Annotated in this window: 17 protein-coding genes; 7 read left to right on the top strand and 10 right to left on the bottom strand. The window is 56.4% G+C overall.

The genetic code is table 11. The features are described 5' to 3' along the window. Positions 1 to 10: 10 nt before the first annotated feature. The 6 genes from K9U38_RS01085 to K9U38_RS01060 form a co-directional block, all read right to left on the bottom strand. On the bottom strand, positions 11 to 1,684 hold the full coding sequence (locus K9U38_RS01085; RefSeq protein WP_224492489.1) for an NAD+ synthase: 1,674 nt from the start codon (positions 1,682 to 1,684) through the stop codon (positions 11 to 13). A 325-nt stretch (positions 1,685 to 2,009) separates the two neighbouring features. Next, entirely contained in the window at positions 2,010 to 2,360 is a 351-nt protein-coding gene (locus tag K9U38_RS01080; RefSeq protein WP_224492488.1) for a diacylglycerol kinase, read from the bottom strand. A 70-nt stretch (positions 2,361 to 2,430) separates the two neighbouring features. Beyond that, a complete protein-coding gene (locus K9U38_RS01075) occupies positions 2,431 to 2,850 on the bottom strand; it encodes a GFA family protein (RefSeq protein WP_224492487.1) in 420 nt (139 codons plus the stop codon). A 64-nt stretch (positions 2,851 to 2,914) separates the two neighbouring features. After that, the gene (gene nhaA / locus K9U38_RS01070; protein WP_224492486.1) at positions 2,915 to 4,090 is read right to left on the bottom strand and encodes a Na+/H+ antiporter NhaA; all 1,176 of its coding nucleotides are present in this window, start codon (positions 4,088 to 4,090) and stop codon (positions 2,915 to 2,917) included. A gap of 132 nt (positions 4,091 to 4,222) precedes the next feature. Then, positions 4,223 to 4,801, bottom strand: a complete 579-nt coding sequence (locus K9U38_RS01065) for an ester cyclase (protein WP_224492485.1) — start codon at positions 4,799 to 4,801, stop codon at positions 4,223 to 4,225. A gap of 147 nt (positions 4,802 to 4,948) precedes the next feature. Then, entirely contained in the window at positions 4,949 to 6,328 is a 1,380-nt protein-coding gene (locus K9U38_RS01060; RefSeq protein ID WP_224492484.1) for a class II 3-deoxy-7-phosphoheptulonate synthase, read from the bottom strand. A gap of 208 nt (positions 6,329 to 6,536) precedes the next feature. Here K9U38_RS01060 and K9U38_RS01055 point away from each other — a divergent pair, with 208 nt between their 5' ends. Next, on the top strand, positions 6,537 to 7,412 hold the full coding sequence (locus tag K9U38_RS01055) for an alpha/beta hydrolase family protein (RefSeq protein WP_224492483.1): 876 nt from the start codon (positions 6,537 to 6,539) through the stop codon (positions 7,410 to 7,412). A 21-nt stretch (positions 7,413 to 7,433) separates the two neighbouring features. On the opposite strand, the gene gor is transcribed toward K9U38_RS01055, so the two are convergent. The 3 genes from gor to rpiA form a co-directional block, all read right to left on the bottom strand. Next, positions 7,434 to 8,825 carry a glutathione-disulfide reductase gene (gene gor / locus K9U38_RS01050; RefSeq protein ID WP_224492482.1) on the bottom strand — a complete coding sequence of 464 codons (1,392 nt, stop codon included), beginning with the start codon at positions 8,823 to 8,825 and terminating at the stop codon, positions 7,434 to 7,436. 115 nt (positions 8,826 to 8,940) lie between these two features. Next, the gene (locus tag K9U38_RS01045) at positions 8,941 to 9,495 is read right to left on the bottom strand and encodes a DUF2059 domain-containing protein (protein ID WP_224492481.1); all 555 of its coding nucleotides are present in this window, start codon (positions 9,493 to 9,495) and stop codon (positions 8,941 to 8,943) included. Positions 9,496 to 9,499: 4 nt separating this feature from the next. Beyond that, positions 9,500 to 10,204: a ribose-5-phosphate isomerase RpiA gene (gene rpiA, locus K9U38_RS01040; RefSeq protein ID WP_224492480.1), complete on the bottom strand. Its 705-nt coding sequence runs from the start codon at positions 10,202 to 10,204 to the stop codon at positions 9,500 to 9,502. A 187-nt stretch (positions 10,205 to 10,391) separates the two neighbouring features. Here rpiA and K9U38_RS01035 point away from each other — a divergent pair, with 187 nt between their 5' ends. The 6 genes from K9U38_RS01035 (at position 10,392) to K9U38_RS01010 (ending at position 15,939) form a co-directional block, all read left to right on the top strand. Continuing rightward, positions 10,392 to 11,075, top strand: coding sequence for an HAD family hydrolase (locus tag K9U38_RS01035; protein WP_224492479.1), 684 nt, complete (start codon positions 10,392 to 10,394; stop codon positions 11,073 to 11,075). 87 nt (positions 11,076 to 11,162) lie between these two features. After that, complete coding sequence (locus K9U38_RS01030; RefSeq protein ID WP_224492478.1) at positions 11,163 to 11,714, top strand: BA14K family protein; 552 nt, start codon at positions 11,163 to 11,165, stop codon at positions 11,712 to 11,714. Between the two features lie 226 nt (positions 11,715 to 11,940). After that, positions 11,941 to 13,353, top strand: coding sequence for a circularly permuted type 2 ATP-grasp protein (locus K9U38_RS01025; protein WP_224492477.1), 1,413 nt, complete (start codon positions 11,941 to 11,943; stop codon positions 13,351 to 13,353). A 68-nt stretch (positions 13,354 to 13,421) separates the two neighbouring features. Further along, positions 13,422 to 14,363: an alpha-E domain-containing protein gene (locus tag K9U38_RS01020; protein WP_224492476.1), complete on the top strand. Its 942-nt coding sequence runs from the start codon at positions 13,422 to 13,424 to the stop codon at positions 14,361 to 14,363. A 5-nt stretch (positions 14,364 to 14,368) separates the two neighbouring features. Next, positions 14,369 to 15,166 (top strand): transglutaminase family protein, encoded by a 798-nt coding sequence (locus K9U38_RS01015; RefSeq protein ID WP_224492475.1) that lies wholly within the window; start codon positions 14,369 to 14,371, stop codon positions 15,164 to 15,166. Between the two features lie 32 nt (positions 15,167 to 15,198). Beyond that, complete coding sequence (locus tag K9U38_RS01010; protein ID WP_224492474.1) at positions 15,199 to 15,939, top strand: proteasome-type protease; 741 nt, start codon at positions 15,199 to 15,201, stop codon at positions 15,937 to 15,939. Positions 15,940 to 15,941: 2 nt separating this feature from the next. Here K9U38_RS01010 and K9U38_RS01005 read toward each other — a convergent pair whose 3' ends face one another. After that, positions 15,942 to 17,858, bottom strand: coding sequence for a L,D-transpeptidase family protein (locus K9U38_RS01005; RefSeq protein WP_224492473.1), 1,917 nt, complete (start codon positions 17,856 to 17,858; stop codon positions 15,942 to 15,944). Between the last annotated feature and the right edge of the window lie 240 nt (positions 17,859 to 18,098).

The raw sequence follows: 18,098 nt of genomic DNA, 5'->3' as shown, positions 1-18,098 counted from the left end.
ATGGTGTAACCTACTCCCGGTCCCGAAACCGGTTGGTGATCGGGTAGCGGCGATCGCGGCCAAAGTTCTTCTTCGTCACCTTCACGCCCGGCGCGGATTGCCGGCGCTTGTATTCCGCGATGTAAAGCAAATGCTCGATGCGCTCGACGGTAGCGCGGTCGTGACCCCGCTCGACGATTTCATCGACTCCCATCTCATGCTCGACAAGACATTCGAGAATATCGTCGAGGACAGGATAAGGCGGCAGCGAATCCTGATCCGTCTGGTTCTCGCGCAGCTCGGCCGAGGGTGCCTTCTTGATGATGTTTACGGGGATCACCTCGCCCGAGGGCCCGAGCCCGCCAGCAGGCACGTTGTTGTTGCGCCATTCGGACATGGCATAGACCTGCATTTTGTAGAGGTCCTTTATGGGATTATAGCCGCCATTCATGTCGCCATAGAGTGTGGCGTAGCCGACGGACATTTCCGACTTGTTGCCCGTTGTCACCACCATGGAGCCGAACTTGTTGGAAATCGCCATCAGGATCGTGCCGCGGGCGCGGCTTTGCAAGTTTTCTTCGGTGATGCCTTCCCTGGTACCCTCGAACGTGGGTCCGAGAGCCTTGAGGAACCCCTGGACCGGCTCGAAAATCGGCACGATATCGTAGCGGCAGCCAAGCATGCGCGCGCAGTCCTGCGCGTCCTTCAGCGAATCCTTCGACGTATAGGTATAGGGCATCATGACGGCACGCAGGCGTTCTTCGCCCAATGCGTCCACAGCAAGTGCGGCACAAATCGCCGAGTCGATACCCCCGGAAAGACCGAGCACGACATCCTTGAAACCGTTCTTGTTGACGTAATCGCGAAGTCCCAGCATGCAGGCGCGGTAATTTGCTTCCTCGCCCTCAGGAATTCTCGACATCGGGCCTTCGCTGCACGACCAGCCGTCAGCTCCACGCCGCCATGTGGTGACTGTCAGCTGTTCCTCGAACTGCGACATCTGGAATGCCAGGCCCCTGTCTGCATTGAATGCGAACGAAGCGCCGTCAAAGATCAGATCGTCCTGTCCGCCGAGCTGATTGGCAAAAACGAGAGGCAGGCCGGTTTCAATCACCTGGCGCAGGGCAACCTGATAGCGGACATCGACCTTCCCGCGGTAGTAGGGTGAGCCATTCGGCACACAAAGGATTTCCGCGCCACTCTCTGCGAGCGTTTCGCAGACGTCGTGATCACCCCATATGTCCTCGCAGATTGGGATGCCGATACGCACGCCGCGGAAGTTGACCGGACCGGGCATGGGGCCAGCCTGGAACACCCGCTTTTCATCAAACTCGCCATAATTCGGCAGGTCGACCTTGAAGCGCTCGGCAATGACCTTACCGCCATCAAGCACCATGACCGAGTTGTGCAGTCCGGTCTCGCGTTTCAACGGAGTACCGATGATGACGCCGGGTCCTCCATCGGCCGTATCCAGGGCAAAATCCTGGACTGCCTTTTCGCACGCTTCAATGAAAGCCCGCTTCAATACCAGATCTTCCGGCGGGTAACCCGAAATGAAAAGTTCGGTGTACAGGACAAGGTCAGCACCCTGACGCGCAGCATCTGCACGCGCCTCGCGCGCTTTCGCCAGATTGCCCTTTATATCACCCAGCACCGGATTGAGCTGGGCGATGGCGATACGAAGAATGTCGGGATTTTTGCTCATAATGAGTATTTAGAGCCTTTCATGGTCACACGCAACCATTCTGCCGGTGAGGGTTTGGGACTTGGCCTGTCCTCGGGCCAGCCGACGGCTGGCTGGCCGCCCGGTCGAGCCGGAGGCCGAAGGATTTGGCCCAAACCGGCCCGGCCCTTCGGGTTTCCGTTTGATGGGCGCCCACGGCGTCGGGCCGCTTGCCCGATGCACCACATCGAGCTTCGCATCCTTCCTGATGGGTCGCCGCCCCAAACGAGAAACAGAATGACTTCGTGCGACCATGAAAGGCTCTAACAACTCGTTGTTCGATAAACAATGTGCAGCCTAGCATGCATCAGGAAAAAAACACGGTCCAGATTGTATAGCACCAGGTGGTTGCAACCAGGATGATGGAGATCAGCACAGCCAGAGATCCGCAGTCCTTGGCGATCTGGATTTCGCGGTGGAAGTCCCTCGAAACCGCGTCACAAGCGGCCTCGATGCCGGTGTTGAGCACCTCGATCATGATGAGAAACAGAACCGAGCCGGTCAAAAGCAGGAACGACAGGGTGCTGGGGGCAACGACCGCGGCCAGAGGTATCGACAGCATGAACAGAATGAGTTCCTGTTGGACGGCTTTTTCATGCTTTGCCAAATGTCTCAGTGCGCGCATGGAATTGATGAATGCCAGAACCAGCCGATGCATGCCACGCCCCCATGTTTGTCTGCGACGGCAGCATTAAGACCAGATTGGCGCGCGTCAATAGTTTGAGCGATCAGTCCCCGGCTACCACGACGCCACCACCACTTTTTTCGTATTGAGGCAGACCATCGTCGATCGCGTAATAGTCACCCTTGTCCGCCACGAAAATATGGCTTTGGCCGCGCAAGCCAGTTGGCAGATCGAACGCACCCGCCATGACGGAAATGTAGTCGCGCGTATTGTGTTTCCAGAAGAGTACAGAGCCGCAGGTCTTGCAAAATCCGCGGCGCGCAAAGTCACTCGCCTCGTACCAGTTGAGCTCGTCCTCGCCGGAAATATGGATGCGGTCATCCGAGACATTGGTCGCGGCAACGACGTGGCCCGTTTGCTTGCGGCACTGCGAACAATGGCAGTAGACGACGCCGCGCAGTTCACCCCTGGTCTCGAACCGAACTTTCCCGCACAGACACGAACCTCGGTGCAACTCGCTCACAATCACGGCCTCCCATCATACAAAGTTCAAATCTAGGCAACGCCGCAGGCGGCGCCTTTCGCATTCACGCCTTCGCCGGACGCGACAACGACACACGCAGCAGGAGGGCGCCAACGACAGCCGACAGCAGTGATCCCAGCAGGACGCCAACCTTGGTTTCATCCTGTAATACTGGCGAATTGGCATAGGCGAGCAAGCCGATGAACAGGCTCATCGTGAAGCCGATCCCGCATAACATCGCAACAGCATAGATCTGCAGCCAGCTGGCGCCGACCGGACGTTCCGAAAGCCGCATCTTGATCGCCAGCCAGGCAAAGGCAAAGACCCCTACCTGTTTGCCAAGGAACAGGCCGGCCGCCACGCCAAGAGGAACCGGATCAGCAAGGCTCGACAGTGAAAGGCCCCTGAACGACACGCCTGCATTTGCAAAGCCGAAGATGGGAACGATCAGGAAGCCGACCCATGGCTGGATGGCATGCTCGAGTTGGAGCAGCGGTGAATCCGCCTGCCCCTTCTCGCCGCGCATCGGGATGGCCAGAGCCAGCAGGACGCCGGCAATGGTTGCATGAATGCCTGACTTGAACACGAGGATCCACAGGATGATGCCGAGCACGAGATAGGCCCACAGACGCACCATGCCGAGATAGTTCATCGCAACCAGGATGCCGAAAACGACGGCCACGCCCGCCAGTGCCGGGATATTCAACCCTTCGGAATAGAACAGCGCGATGATGATGACTGCGCCAAGGTCATCGATGATCGCAAGCGCGGTCAAAAATACTTTCAGGGAAAGCGGAACGCGCGACCCAAGCAGCGACAACACTCCAAGGGAAAAGGCGATATCGGTGGCAGACGGAATCGCCCACCCGCGAATCGTGTCTCCCTCGTTGAAGAGAAGGAATATCAATGCCGGAACGACCATGCCCCCCACCGCGGCAAATCCGGGCAAGGCGCGGCGCGACCAGCTCGACAACTGGCCGCTGATCATCTCCCGCTTGATTTCCAGTCCCACCAGCAGGAAGAACACCGCCATCAGTGCATCGTTGATCCAGTGCAGGATGCTGAGACCGCCGACATAGGTTTTCAGCAAACCGAAATAATCGTCGCTCAACGGCGAATTGGCAATGATCAGCGCCAAGGCGGCAACGACCATCAGGATGATGCCCCCCGCCGCCTCATTCTCCATGAATGAACGGAACGATGCAGTCAGACGGATTCGGCGGGAGGGTTTTGGATCCATGTGTCTTGATAGAATCCTGAAAAGCAAAACTCCAGCCCAAACCACAACGCTCCACCGCGTTGTCTTTTTGGGCGTCACCACGCCCCTGCCCGCGCCACTCGCCATGACGGGCCGCGAGTTCGCAGGCCAGATCTACGGTGCGATACTGAGCTGCTGCATGAATGCAAGATTGTCCCAGAAGAGATATTCTTCATCCATCACGCCCGCTTTGGTCCAGTGACCGAGTGTGGCCATGGTGAGCTTGAAGGCCTTGCCGGTAGGCGCAATGGTCTTTCCATCCGCTGTCGGCATCGGCTTGGTGAACGTACCCTCGAGCACACCGATGACACCTGTCCACTCGCCTTGACCAAATTTGACCGGATGGACATCGATGTGGGTGTCAGGCGCAAATACGAAAAGCCCTTTCAACTCCTGTATATGGTCATGCAGACCCTTGCTGGTATGACCATCGGGATAATGCACAAGTATGTCCTCGGCATGGCTTTCGGGCATGCGATCCCACTGCTGATTGCTGTAAACATCGAAATCCAGCGTATCGAATGTCTTCAGGTTCTGTTCGATTGTTTTCTCCGCATCCTGATACCTGGCGAGTTCCTGCATCAATGCGGGAAGAGCTTTTTCGGCTCCCTTTGCTGGTTCTTCCGCATGGACATGGTTCAGGCCGGTTCCGATGGCAAATCCTGCCACGGCAACAAAAATCCTAAAATTCACAGTGAATATCCTTTTCATCAAATAAATTGGGCAACATAAAAAATCTGACGAGGCGGACAGTGCCGGACTCGTGAGAAGCGCAATCTACAAAAGCAAAGGGCGGCCTTAAAGACCGCCCTCGCCAAATATCAGTGAACAGCCTGTCGGTCAGGCGTTGACGGCCAGTTGCTGCGGATGGCTGTCACGCTCCCTCTTCAGGAGCTCGGCGACCAGAAACGCAAGTTCCAGCGCCTGATCGGCATTGAGACGCGGATCACAATGGGTGTGGTAGCGATCGGAGAGATCCTCTGCCGAAATCGCCCGCGCACCGCCAGTGCATTCCGTAACATTGTTGCCCGTCATCTCGACGTGGATGCCGCCCGGGTAGGTTCCTTCGGCGTGATGGACCGCGAAGAAGGTCTCGACTTCCTTCAGGATACGGTCGAATGGCCGGGTCTTGTAGCCGTTGGCCGTGATCGTATTGCCATGCATCGGATCACAGGACCAGACCACATTGCGACCTTCCTTCTGTACCGCGCGGATCAGCTTCGGCAGGTGATCGCCAACCTTGTCGTGGCCGAAACGGTTGATCAGCGTCAGTCGGCCGGGCTCGTTCGCTGGATTGAGCAAATCAATCAGGCGGATGAGATCATCGGCTTCCAGGGTCGGGCCGCACTTGAGGCCAAGCGGATTCTTGATGCCACGGCAGTATTCGACGTGGGCATGATCAGCCTGGCGCGTACGGTCACCGATCCAGATCATGTGACCGGACGTGCCGTACCAGTCACCAGAAGTGGAATCGACGCGCGTCAGGGCTTCTTCGAATCCCAGTAGCAGCGCTTCGTGGCTGGTGTAGAAATCCGTCTCCCGCAACTGCGCATTGGTCTCCGACGTGATACCGACAGCACGCATGAAGTCCATCGTGTCCGAGATGCGACGCGCCAACGAACCATAACGCTCGCCTTGCGGACTGTCGGCAACGAAACCCAGCATCCACTGGTTTACGTTCTCCAGGTTTGCATAACCACCCTGTGCGAACGCGCGCAGGAGGTTAAGCGTTGCCGCAGACTGGCGGTATGCCATTTCCTGGCGGGCTGGATCGGGGACACGCGCCTCAGCGGTGAATTCCGTGCCGTTGATGATATCGCCGCGATAGACCGGAAGTTCGACACCGTTTTTCGTTTCAGTATCGGCCGAACGGGGCTTGGCGAACTGACCGGCAATGCGGCCGATCTTCACGACCGGCTGCGAGGCGCCGAACGTCAGCACAACGGCCATTTGCAGGAATACACGGAAGAAATCGCGGATATTATCCGCGCCGTGTTCGGCGAAACTCTCGGCACAATCACCGCCCTGGAGCAAGAATCCTTCGCCCTTGGAGACGGCTGCGAGCTGCTTCTTCAGCTTGCGCGCCTCGCCTGCAAATACCAGTGGCGGATAGGTGCGAAGACGGGCCTCGACATCGCTCAGAGCCTGAGCGTCCGGATAGTAAGGCATCTGCTTGATGGGTTTGCCTCTCCAGGAAGTCGGTGTCCAGTTCTTGCTCATTATTGCACCTGTTATTTGCTTTCCATATTGGTAGCGATTGTTCGGAATTATCCGGTCATGCCGGAAGGCGCTCATATAGTCCAATCGGGACAGTTATACCAGTATCAAAACTGCCGGAAATACTGCAGCGACTTCATGGCATGTTCGCCGTTGCCCGGATGCCCCATTTGAATTACGTTGACGTTCAAGTCAAAACCGGAACGGCCCAATGCGCAGTTTTATTTTCGAAGCCTCTGATGGCTTTCCGCTTCATGGCACCTTGCTCGAGGGCAATGGCGATGGCCCTGCCGTTCTCATGTCGCCTGCAGCAGCCGTGCCTGGGCGATTCTACAGGCATTTTGCCGACCGGCTGATCCAACTCGGTGCATCGAAAGTGCTGACCTATGATTACCGGGGGGTTGCCAGATCCATCCAGCCGAAAGGATGGAAGGCCCGGATCAACATGAAGGATTGGGGCACACTGGATTTGCCGGCCGCGCTGGATACGCTGAAACATGTTGCCGGCACGCGGGCAATCGTCGGCATCGGGCATTCCTTCGGCGGCGTCGCCCTAGGTCTCAGCAATCGCTCAAGCGAATTCCAGCGCTATACGATGCTCGCCTCGCTTTCGGGTTACTACCGCAATACGGCGGAGCCCCTCGCGGTGTTTGCCAAGATGAATCTCCTTGGCGTTCCATTGACAATACCATTTGGCAAGCTGCCGAAATGGGGCGGACTGGGCGAAGCCTTGCCCGGCAGCGTGTTTCGTGATTGGGCCCGATGGTGCAGAAACCCCAATTTCCTGTTTGCAGACCCGAAAGTCCCCGAAGCTCGGCACTTCAAGTCGGTTCGGACGCCAATCCTGTCGGTCGGGGTCAGCGACGATGTCTGGGGCACGCGCAAGGCTGTCGAGAACCTGCTTGTCCATTATACCAACGCCCCAATCCGCGAATTGTGGCTGGCGCCGCAGCAGGATCCGGTCGGTCATCTGGGCTTCTTTCGCAAGCAACATGAATCAACGCTTTGGCCGCCGATAATCGACTGGCTCTTGCACGGACACGAGCCGCAAGGAGCGATCCTGCGCCAGGAAGCTCAGGTCGCCTGAGCGGATCGCCCCTCTCGCACGTCAATCGATCCGCGTGCCATTTACTATGCGGTAGCTCGGCCTGTACATGGTGACCAGCTCTTCCGATGCAGTCGGGTGCACGGCCATGGTCCTGTCGAAATCGTCCTTGGTGCAGCCGGCCTTGATGGGAATACCGAGAAGCTGCGCCATTTCCCCAGCGTCGGGTCCCAAAATATGCGCTCCCACAACCTTGCGGCTGGCGGCATCGACAATGAGCTTCGTCAACATCTTGTCCTTGGCGCCGGAGAGCGTATTGCGCATCGGCCGGAACAAGGCGCGATAAACCTCCAGTTCCTTGATTTCCTTGGCTGCCTCTTCCTCGGTAAGCCCCACCGTTCCGATTTCTGGCTGAGAGAATACGGCCGTCGGAATCTGCCGGTGATCCGGTTTGGTCGGGTTGTTCTTGAACACCGTTTCGAGGAAACACATGGCTTCATGGATGGCAACGGGTGTCAGCTGGACGCGGTTTGTTACATCCCCGACGGCCCAGATATTGGCTTTGCTGGTGCGGGAATATTCGTCCACCCTGATGGCGCCGATTTCATCGACTTCGACGCCCGCCTTTTCCAGTCCAAGGGACCGTGTGTTTGGTACGCGGCCAATGGCCAGCATGACCTGGTCGGCAACCAGTTCGCCACCCGACGACAGCTGAATGGCGAGCCGCCCGTCATCCTGCCGTTTCACTTCCCGGATCATTTCGACACAGCGAATGTGGATGCCCTTGTCCACCATCGATGCATGTAGCAACTGCCGCAAATCATGGTCAAAGCGCGAAAGGATTTCCTTGCCTCGATAAATGAGCGTCGTTTCGACGCCAAGACCATGGAAGATATTGGCAAATTCCACGGCAATGTAGCCACCGCCAACAATCACGATGGCTTTTGGCAGTTCCTGCAGATGAAAGGCTTCGTTTGAGCTTATGCACAATTCATGGCCGGGCAACGCGGCATGCGGATTGGGGTGACCGCCGGTAGCAACGAGAATCTGATCCGCGGTGACTCGCTTACCCGTCTTGAGGATTTCTATCGTATGGTCATCGATCAGGACGGCTCTGCTGTCCACAATCTCGACATCCGAATTGTCGAGCCCGCTCCGATACAGCCCTTCCAGCCGCGCGATCTCCTTGTCCTTGTTAGCAATGAGGGTCGGCCAGTCGAACTTGGTCTCGTCGACGGTCCAGCCAAACCCGGCAGCTGCTTCGAAATGCTCGGGAAACTGTGATGCATAGACGAAGAGTTTCTTGGGAACGCAACCACGGATCACGCAGGTACCGCCCATTCGATATTCTTCGGCGAGTGCCACCTTCTTGCCCATGGCGCCGGCAAGGCGAGCCGCGCGAACACCCCCCGATCCGCCGCCAATGACGAAAAGGTCGTAGTCATAGGTTGTCATGGGAAGCACTCCGATTTTGTCAGCAATCAATCCATATGGGTTGTATCGCGGCTGTTCAAAAGAACAAAGCCCGGCATTAAGCCGGGCTTTGCAATACAGTCAGAAAACAAGAGGATCAGGGCTTGGGCTTCGCCGGTGCTTCCGGGGCAGCTGGAGCTGGCGATGTGGCGGCCGCAGCGGCAACCACCTTCTCGGCGACCGACTGGGCAAGGTCACGCGCAATGCCGCGCTGCCAGATACCTGCCGCCTTCGCTACTTCACGCGAAACGATCGGGCCTTCCGACAACAGCTTCTTGCCCGCAGGCGACGTGTAGAAGCCGGTGATGGCATTCAGTTCTTCTTCGGTGAACGATATGGCATAGGCGCGAGCCGCTTCATTTTCCAGGTCGCCACGACGCGATGCAAGCGCAAGGGCCTGCTCGTCAACAGTGGCGCTGATGATTGCCTCCAGATTAGGATCCTTCTGGATCAATTCCGCTTTCAGCTGCTGCGCAGTAGCAGGCAGAAACGAGTCGAACTGATCTGTCGTCTTGATGGCGGTGACGGCAGCACGGGCAGCTGCAAGATGTGCCGGGGTAATTTCCTGTGCTTGTGCAGAATAAAGGCCGCCCAGCATAATTGCGACAGACAAAGGTGCAATCAAGCGGCGGAAGCCAGTTGCTCGGTTCATGGATTTATCGCTCCGTTTTCGTTGTTAGTGTCCGGATACCGTCTGCACCGGCCAGAATGGCCACACGCGCCAGTTCCAGAAAGATTCCGTGCTCCACCACACCGGGAATGGCGTGCAAAGCGTCTGATAGAGCTCTTGTATCCGGAATGCGGCCAAAAGATGCATCCAGGATCAAATGCCCGCCGTCTGTAACAAAAGCATCAGTCCCCGTCATCCTTAATGTGATGGGCCCGGAAAGATGAAGTTTTGCCGCAGCCCGCTCGATAGCCAGTCGTGTTGCCGCAAGACCGAAGCGATTGACCTCGATCGGCAACGGAAAGGCCCCGAGAGTTCCCACGAGTTTCGATTCATCCGCAATGACAACCATTTTGGTTGAGGCCGCCGCGACAATCTTTTCGCGAAGCAAGGCACCCCCGCCTCCCTTGATCAGCGACAGTTGCGGATCAATCTCGTCGGCGCCATCTATGGTCAGATCAAGCGACGGCGTTTCATCCAGCGTCGTCAGCCTGACACCGAGCTCGCGGCAAAGCGCTGCCGTACGCTCGGAAGTCGGCACCCCGACGACGTTCAATCCTGATGCAACTTTTTCAGCAAGAAGCCGGACAAATTCTTCGGCTGTCGAGCCCGTGCCGATACCGAGGCGCATGCCATCCTCGATATAGGTCAGCGCTTCGGCAGCAGCCTTGATTTTAAGTGATCTGGCATCCATCGATGGTGCGCCCTCTTGTAGCTTTGACTCGACATCGCTTTGACGTGACACTGGGCTCCCTAACACGTCAGACAATCGGGTCAAGACTCGTTGTTCGATTTAATCCCGGCCCGATACTTGAGTATGGGCAGGTTACACAAGAAACCGGCGAAATTCCGCCTCGACCCCGGAAGTTACAGGAAAACAAATGCCTCAACCAATCGTTGTTTTTGATCTTGATGGAACTTTGGTGGATACAGCGCCCGACCTGCTCGACAGCCTGAACCATTGCCTCGACCAGTCCGGAATGCAGAGGGTGGATCCCGTTACGCTGCGCCGCTATGTCGGTCAGGGCGGCCGCGTCATGATCGAGCGGGCCTTCGAGGCACAGCAAAAGCTTCTCAGCCCGGAACAGCTCGATTGGCTCGTCGACATTTTCATTGAGCACTACAGTGCCAACATGCCGGGGCATTCGGCTCTGTATGAAGGCGCCGAGCAGGCGATGGATGATTTGTCCAAGGCCGGATACCTTCTTGCTGTCTGCACGAACAAATTCGAAGGTCTGTCAGTCAACCTCCTCAAAGGTCTCGGACAGTCGGACCGGTTCAGTGCAATCTGCGGCTCGGACACGTTCTCGTTTCGCAAGCCTGATCCGCGCCATCTTTTCGAGACAATCCGAAAAGCTGGCGGTGACCCTGAGCGCGCGGTCATGATCGGAGACAGCAGCACGGATATTGCGACAGCAAAGGCTGCCGGAATACCGGTTGTGGCCGTCGATTTCGGATATTCAGATTTGCCGGTGGAAACCTATGACCCAAGCCGGGTTATCTCACACTATCGTGAGTTGAAGGTGGAACTTGCGGACGATTTGATAGGTTCAGTCAATGCCTGAGCATTGTACGGGAACCAAAACAAACAAGGAACGTTATCCGATCGACTGATGCCAAGCGAGGCTGACGCCCCGATTTCAGGAGGAAACATGAACAAGCTCACATCCATACTGACGGCAGCAGCCATGTCGGTTGGCGTGATGTCGGCTGGAACGATTCCAGGTTATTCGGCGCCGTTGGGCCCCGTCTCCGTCGATATGCCTTCTATGATTCAAACGGTTAATGAAGATAACCGCGTGATGAGATCGCCGTACCTGCCACCCAAGTATTACCATCGCAACCGGGGCGGCGACAATCGTGCATGGCGTAGTGATCGCGGATATCGAGGGGGTTACTACCGGGGTGACGGCTACCGTTATCGCGGGTACCGCGGCGGCGATCGCTATTGGTACAATGGACATCGTGGCTACCGCTACTACCGTCCGGGATACCGCTATTATAACGATGCATGGTTTCCGCTTGCTGCGTTTGGAACCGGGCTGATCATTGGAAATGCAATCAACCAGCCTGCTCCGGTCTACCAGACCGGCGGTTCCCATGCGCAATGGTGCTACAACCGGTATCGGTCGTACAGGGACTATGACAACACCTACCAGCCCTATGGCGGGCCCCGCCGCCAGTGCATTTCGCCCTACTACTGACAGGCGTCGCAACGGCTGTGATTCAACAAACCCGGGGGTCTGCTTCCGGGTTTTCTGTTCGGCCTGGCGCAAATGAAATAGACGAAGCTTGCATCGAGATTGCCTCAATGCCGAGCTTGGTGCCTATTTTTTGAACGCCAAGGGACCGTGTGACGTTAAACAATGGAATGTGCTTGCTTTTTTTCCTGAACCCGCTTGAATGATCGAGATGTGAAGGGGGTTCTGAGTGAAGCCATTTGACGAGATGATCGAATCCGGCGGTCAGGTTCGCCCGCCATACGGACAGCTGAAGTGCTGGCTTGATACCCAGAACCCGGAGCGGTTGGCGCAAAAGGCGCTCGATGCGGAAAATGTGTTCCGAAAGACTGGCATAACCTTCGCCGTCTATGGCGATGAAGAGGCGGCTGAGCGCCTCATTCCCTTTGACATTATTCCACGCATCATTACTGGCAACGAATGGCGCCGACTGTCGCAGGGCATCGAACAGCGCGTCATGGCTCTCAACGCCTTTCTCGACGACATTTATCACCGGCAGGAGATTATCCGGGCTGGCCGCATTCCGCGCGAACTGTTCATTCACAACGACGCCTATTTGCCGGAGATGATCGGTTTTCGCCCTCCCGGCAATGTCTATACGCACATCATCGGCGTGGACATCGTCAGGACGGAGGAGAATCAATTCTACGTTCTCGAAGACAATGCACGTACGCCATCCGGGGTTTCCTATATGCTGGAAAACCGCGAAACGATGATGCAGCTGTTTCCGGAACTGTTCCAGCAGATCAAGGTTCGCCCGGTCGAGACATATCCCAAGCAATTGCGGCAATCACTCGCGGCAGTGGCTCCGCCCGGCTGCAAGGGCACACCCACAATCGCGGTACTGACACCTGGCATTTATAACTCCGCCTATTTCGAGCATGCGTTTCTTGCCGATCAGATGGGCGTGGAACTCGTTGAAGGCGGCGACCTGAAAATCGAAAACGGCAAGGTGGTCATGCGGACCACCGAGGGTAACCGCGCCATCGATGTTCTGTACCGTCGCGTCGACGATTCCTTCCTTGACCCCCTCACCTTCCGCCGGGATTCGGCGTTGGGCGTCGCCGGGATCATGGACGTCTACCGTTCCGGAAACATCACCATAGCCAATGCTCCCGGGACCGGCATAGCCGACGACAAGGCGCTCTATTCCTACATGCCCGAGATCGTTGAATTTTACACCGGACGAAAGGCGATCCTTGAGAACGTTCCGACATATCGCTGTTCGGAGCCGGATACGCTCAAATACGTCCTCGAGCATCTTCCCGACCTCGTTGTCAAGGAAGTTCACGGTTCTGGCGGTTACGGCATGCTGGTTGGTCCAGCCGCATCGAAAAAGGAATGCGAAGCGTTTGCGCTCAAGCTGAAGGCCAATCCCAAGAATTATATCGCGCAGCCGACACTGGCATTGTCGACAACGCCAATCATGACGGAAAAAGGTCTGGCCCCCCGCCATGTTGACCTGCGGCCGTTCGTCCTCGTTTCTGATCGCATTCGCATCACACCCGGAGGATTGACGCGGGTCGCATTGAAGGAAGGCTCGCTGGTCGTAAATTCCAGTCAGGGAGGAGGCACCAAGGATACGTGGGTACTTGACGACTAGCCGAGAGCCCGAGGGGAACGAGAACCGCTCAAGGCGGTTCCAGAAATAAAGAGGGATAACACCGGAAAATGCTTCTTGGTCGTACCGCGAATGGTCTCTACTGGATGTTCCGCTACATAGAGCGGGCAGAGAATATGGCACGGCTGATCGATGCCGGATTGCGCATGGCTCTGACCAAAACCTCCGACGCCCCGGAAGAGTGGTCCTCGGTCCTGATGAGCGCCGGCGTCAAGATCGGCTATGACGGCAAATACAAGGAATACAACGCCAGCCTGGTATCCGACTTCATGCTGCGTGACCTCGACAATCCATCAAGCGTCATGTCCTGCGTTGAAACCGCCCGATCGAATGCCCGCATGGTCCGCACCGCGTTAACCCGCGAAGCGTGGGAGAGCGTCAACGAGACATGGATGATCCTGAAATCAACGCTGGCGCAGTCCATTCCGGAAACCGATCTTCCACGCGTTCTCGACCAGATCAAGCGAGAGACAGCAATCATTCGCGGTGCCTTTCACGGGACGATGCTGCGCAACGAGATCTTCAATTTCGCCCGTATCGGGACGTTTATCGAGCGGGCGGACAACACAGCGCGCATTCTGGACGTGAAATACTACGTGCTGCTGCCCTCGATATCCTATGTCGGGACGACACTCGACAATTTCCAATGGGAGTCGATCCTGCGTTCCGTATCGGCCCATCGTTCCTATCGCTGGGTATATGATGTGGAGTACAACCCGGTTAACATAGCAGATTACCTCATCCTCAATTCACGGATGCCGCGATCGCTCAATTTCTGCTATTCGAATATCGTCGACAACTTGAAATTCCTTGCCAATGACTACGGCAAGCGGCACGAATGTCACGACATGTCGGAAAGCATAATGACCCGTCTTGTTGACAACGATATCCGGATGATCTTCGACAACGGGCTCCACGAATTCCTCAGCGACCTCATTTATCAAACGAACAGCTTGAGCAGCAAAATTGCTGAAGCCTACAACTTCGATTGAAGATCATGCTCCTGAACATCCAGCATAACTCCCACTATCGCTATGACGCTCCGGTGCATTATTCGGTCTTGCGGTTGCGCATGCATCCGCAAAGCAGCCCTGGCCAGAAAGTGATCGACTGGACGGTGACGGTGGAGGGGGCAAGGCAGGAAGCGAATTACCGCGACGGATATGGCAATCGCACCATGCTGATCAGTCTTGAACGCGATGTGCAGGAACTGGTCATCCGCGCCGAGGGCAAGGTTGAAACCGAAGATCGCACCGGCGTGCTGGGCAAGATCTACAACTTCACGCCGACCTGGCTCTACGAGCGTGAGACGCTGCTTACGAAAGCTGGCGATGCGATTCGCGACTTTGCGGAGAGCCTACCGGTCGGCTCCGACAAACTTGCGACGCTGCACGAACTGATGGGATCGCTGCATCAGAGAGTCCAGTATACGCCGGGCGCAACCAGCATCCTTACCACAGCAGAAGAAGCCCTGATCGGCGGCAAGGGCGTTTGTCAGGATCACACGCACATATTCCTGTCAGTCGCACGCCACCTGAATATCCCGGCGCGCTACGTTTCCGGCTATCTGATGTTGAACAATTCCATTGAGCAGACCGCCAGCCACGCCTGGGCCGAGGCTCACATAGAAGGGCTGGGCTGGGTAGGATTTGATGCGGCCAACGATATTTGTCCCAATGAAGGCTATGTCCGTCTCGCTTGCGGCCTGGACTATCGCGAGGCGGCGCCGATTTCAGGCGTGCGTTTTGGTCCGGGCATTGAATCACTTGCCGTGGAAGTCAATGTAGAGCAGTAATCGGTCTGAGTATTTCAGATTTGGGATTCGTTATGACCTACTGTGTGGGCCTTAAACTGGACCGCGGCCTTGTTTTCATGTCCGATACCAGGACCAATGCCGGGCTCGACAACATTTCGACGTTCAAGAAAATGTACACCTGGGCCAAAACCGGTGATCGCGTCATTACGCTGCTCTCCTCGGGCAATCTTGCGACGACCCAGGCTGTGATCAGCATTCTGAACGAGCGGACCAAGATACCCTCTGAACGATCTCCGTCGATCTACGACATGCCCTCCATGTTCCAGACCGCAAGACTTGTCGGGGATACGATAAGGCATGTGATCGAGGAGGTGGATACGGGCGGACAGCGGGCCGATTCCTTCGGCGCTTCAATTATCCTCGGCGGGCAGATCAAGGGTGGCGATCCGCGCCTGTTCCTGATTTACCCGGAGGGCAATTTCATTGAATCGACGCCGGATACGCCCTTCTTCCAGATCGGCGAGCACAAGTACGGCAAGCCGATCATCGTGCGTTCCTACGATTCTGGCTTGACGTTTGAAGAGGCAACCAAGCTCTTGCTGGTTTCCTTCGATTCTACCTTGAAATCCAATCTGTCTGTGGGATTGCCGCTCGACTTGCAGTTCTATGAAGCGGACAGCCTACGGCTCGGCTTCGAGAAACGGATAGAACGGCACGATCCCTATTACGAGATCATCTCCGATGGCTGGTCACAGGCACTGAAACTCGCGTTGCAGAGCCTGCCACCATTCGAGATAGAGCCGCGAAAATAGCCCTATAGCCTTGCCGTCTGCGCCGCCTGTGCATCGGCCTGCCTGACGGCCCGCGTCTTCACGAATGCTTTTTCGAGATAGGCGTCGCGCTGGTAGACGTCGTCATAATATTGGATATCGCCTGTCGCCGCGTCGGGCCACGCCGTGAAATAGGAAACATAAACCGGCAATTGGTCCTTCAGCCTGACACTGCGCTCGTTTTTGCCGAAATATTGTTTCAAATCATCGACGGGCACACCGAGTACAGCCGCTGCCATTTCGCGCGGGCGTTCCAACCGGATGCAACCATGGCTCAGGGCCCGCATGTCCCGCTTGAAATAGGACTTGGCCGGGGTATCGTGCATGTAGATGTCATGGCTGTTGGGAAACAGGATTTTCAGCTCGCCCAAAGCATTGTCGAGACTGGGTTTTTGCCGGATCCCTACCCCGCCGCCATTGGCTGCAACCTGCGACCAGTTCACTGCACTTGACGAAATGACACGGCCGGATTTGTCGTAAACCTCATAGCCGCTGTTCTCGAGATAGGACGGGTTACTTAGAATCTTCGGCATCATTTCATTGAGGATGATCGAACGCGGTACGCCCCAGGATGGATTGAAAACAACCGTTTCGATCGTATCGTTAAAGAAATAGGTCTGGTTCGTCGGCGATCCGACCACGATATTCATCGCCAGCTTTTCGGCATTGTCATCAAAATACTGCGCCCGATAGGCAGGCTGGTTGATGAAAACATAGCGTGTGCCGAAATCATGCGGGAGCCAACGCAAGCGCTCCATGGAATAGACAATGCGATCGCGTTTGGACGCGTTCGTTTCGCCCTGCAGGGCCAAAATGGTATTGTTGCCGATTACGCCATCCGGCTTGCGACCTTGGCTCTTCTGGAAATCCTTGACGGCTTCGACGAGGCTATCATCATAAACATTCGAATTTTCATGGGCCTGGAGAACGGCCTCATGCGCCAGCAGATAGTCCTCCGGCGCCTTGGCCCTGATCAAGGCAACGACATTCCTGATTTCCGGATTCTCCTCGCCGGGCCGGATCATCGTGCCGGGAGCGACGCGCACCACGGGCTCGTTGCTTTCACTTAAGCCCTGAAGCTTCTGCTTGAGTTCTGCATACCACTTGTTCTGGGGTGCGAATGCCTGCAGGGTCGCGCTTGGGTCGTTCGAAGAGCCGAGCTGGTCCATCACGTCGCGCGGCTTGACACGGCCGAGAGCGAAATCGTGGAAACCGCTGAGCCTGTTTGGATTGATGCGGCCGTCACCCTGGTCCATCGCATAGCGTAGCGCGCGGGCTGACATCATCAACTCGAACGCCGAAAGTTCTTTCAAACGCGCTGGGATATTCGAGCGGTCAAAGTCATCGCTCGGCAACGAAACCGCATAATCTGCAGGATCAAGACCATCATCGGCGGCCTTGGCAAACAGCGCGACGACAGCCTTGGCCTTTGCTGTTACATCATAGGATGCCGTCCATATGGGACGCTGCTTCGTGGCATAGTAGGATACGATGGCGTCGGCGATTTCCTTCTCCGCCAGAACATGTGCATCCCTCAGATGATCGATCTTGAGACCGAACTGTTCCATTTGCGGCGGCGCGACGATGCCGTGATCGGCCGAAGCTGTGAGTTGCGGATCGACCTTGGCAAAATCTACCTGGACGAGCGCCTCGGGCTTGTAATCATAATTTGACGGCGCGGTTACGGTGACGCGCTTGATAGGAGCGGACGGGCGCCTTGCTGCCTCACTCCCGTCGGGGCGAACCTGATGGGGCTGCATGACCGGCTGGGATGCGATGCGGCGGCTACCGAACAACAATTCCATCAGATTGTTGGCGGCTGAAGCAGACGTCATCGGGATTGCCGTCGCCGACAACATGGCGGCCAGAAAGAATGCGCGTTTTTTTGAATTGGAAGTCATGTTTTCCGCCCGGAAGGTACTGTCATGCCCACGGGTGAACATGGGCCAGGATTTGGTGTGTGGCCAGTTTCACCGCATCCTATTTAGAAACTTTTAACAATGCCCCGTACCGCATGGAATATTCTCCGGCGTCACATTTTTCTGCTGTGTGCCGATTTCGACACATCAGCCGCAACACCTTCTCACTCTGCATCAACGTCAGCGTAAACAGTTGATTCCTAATAGTTTCAGACGAAAACG

Source organism: Phyllobacterium lublinensis, assembly GCF_020164435.1.
Taxonomy (GTDB): Bacteria; Pseudomonadota; Alphaproteobacteria; order Rhizobiales; family Rhizobiaceae; genus Phyllobacterium; species Phyllobacterium lublinensis.
The sequence above is the reverse complement of the archived record's forward strand: the minus strand, read 5'-3'. Positions and strand labels throughout refer to the sequence as shown.

Bases quoted from the DNA above. Each gene is read 5' to 3' on its own strand.
- K9U38_RS01045 (WP_224492481.1), bottom strand. From the start codon at position 9,495: ATGAACCGAGCAACTGGCTTCCGCCGCTTGATTGCACCTTTGTCTGTC.
- K9U38_RS01035 (WP_224492479.1), top strand. From the start codon at position 10,392: ATGCCTCAACCAATCGTTGTTTTTGATCTTGATGGAACTTTGGTGGAT.
- K9U38_RS01085 (WP_224492489.1), bottom strand. From the start codon at position 1,684: ATGAGCAAAAATCCCGACATTCTTCGTATCGCCATCGCCCAGCTCAAT.
- K9U38_RS01020 (WP_224492476.1), top strand. From the start codon at position 13,422: ATGCTTCTTGGTCGTACCGCGAATGGTCTCTACTGGATGTTCCGCTAC.
- rpiA (WP_224492480.1), bottom strand. From the start codon at position 10,204: ATGGATGCCAGATCACTTAAAATCAAGGCTGCTGCCGAAGCGCTGACC.
- K9U38_RS01080 (WP_224492488.1), bottom strand. From the start codon at position 2,360: ATGCATCGGCTGGTTCTGGCATTCATCAATTCCATGCGCGCACTGAGA.
- K9U38_RS01030 (WP_224492478.1), top strand. From the start codon at position 11,163: ATGAACAAGCTCACATCCATACTGACGGCAGCAGCCATGTCGGTTGGC.
- K9U38_RS01060 (WP_224492484.1), bottom strand. From the start codon at position 6,328: ATGAGCAAGAACTGGACACCGACTTCCTGGAGAGGCAAACCCATCAAG.
- nhaA (WP_224492486.1), bottom strand. From the start codon at position 4,090: ATGGATCCAAAACCCTCCCGCCGAATCCGTCTGACTGCATCGTTCCGT.
- K9U38_RS01055 (WP_224492483.1), top strand. From the start codon at position 6,537: ATGCGCAGTTTTATTTTCGAAGCCTCTGATGGCTTTCCGCTTCATGGC.
- gor (WP_224492482.1), bottom strand. From the start codon at position 8,825: ATGACAACCTATGACTACGACCTTTTCGTCATTGGCGGCGGATCGGGG.
- K9U38_RS01005 (WP_224492473.1), bottom strand. From the start codon at position 17,858: ATGACTTCCAATTCAAAAAAACGCGCATTCTTTCTGGCCGCCATGTTG.
- K9U38_RS01015 (WP_224492475.1), top strand. From the start codon at position 14,369: ATGCTCCTGAACATCCAGCATAACTCCCACTATCGCTATGACGCTCCG.
- K9U38_RS01010 (WP_224492474.1), top strand. From the start codon at position 15,199: ATGACCTACTGTGTGGGCCTTAAACTGGACCGCGGCCTTGTTTTCATG.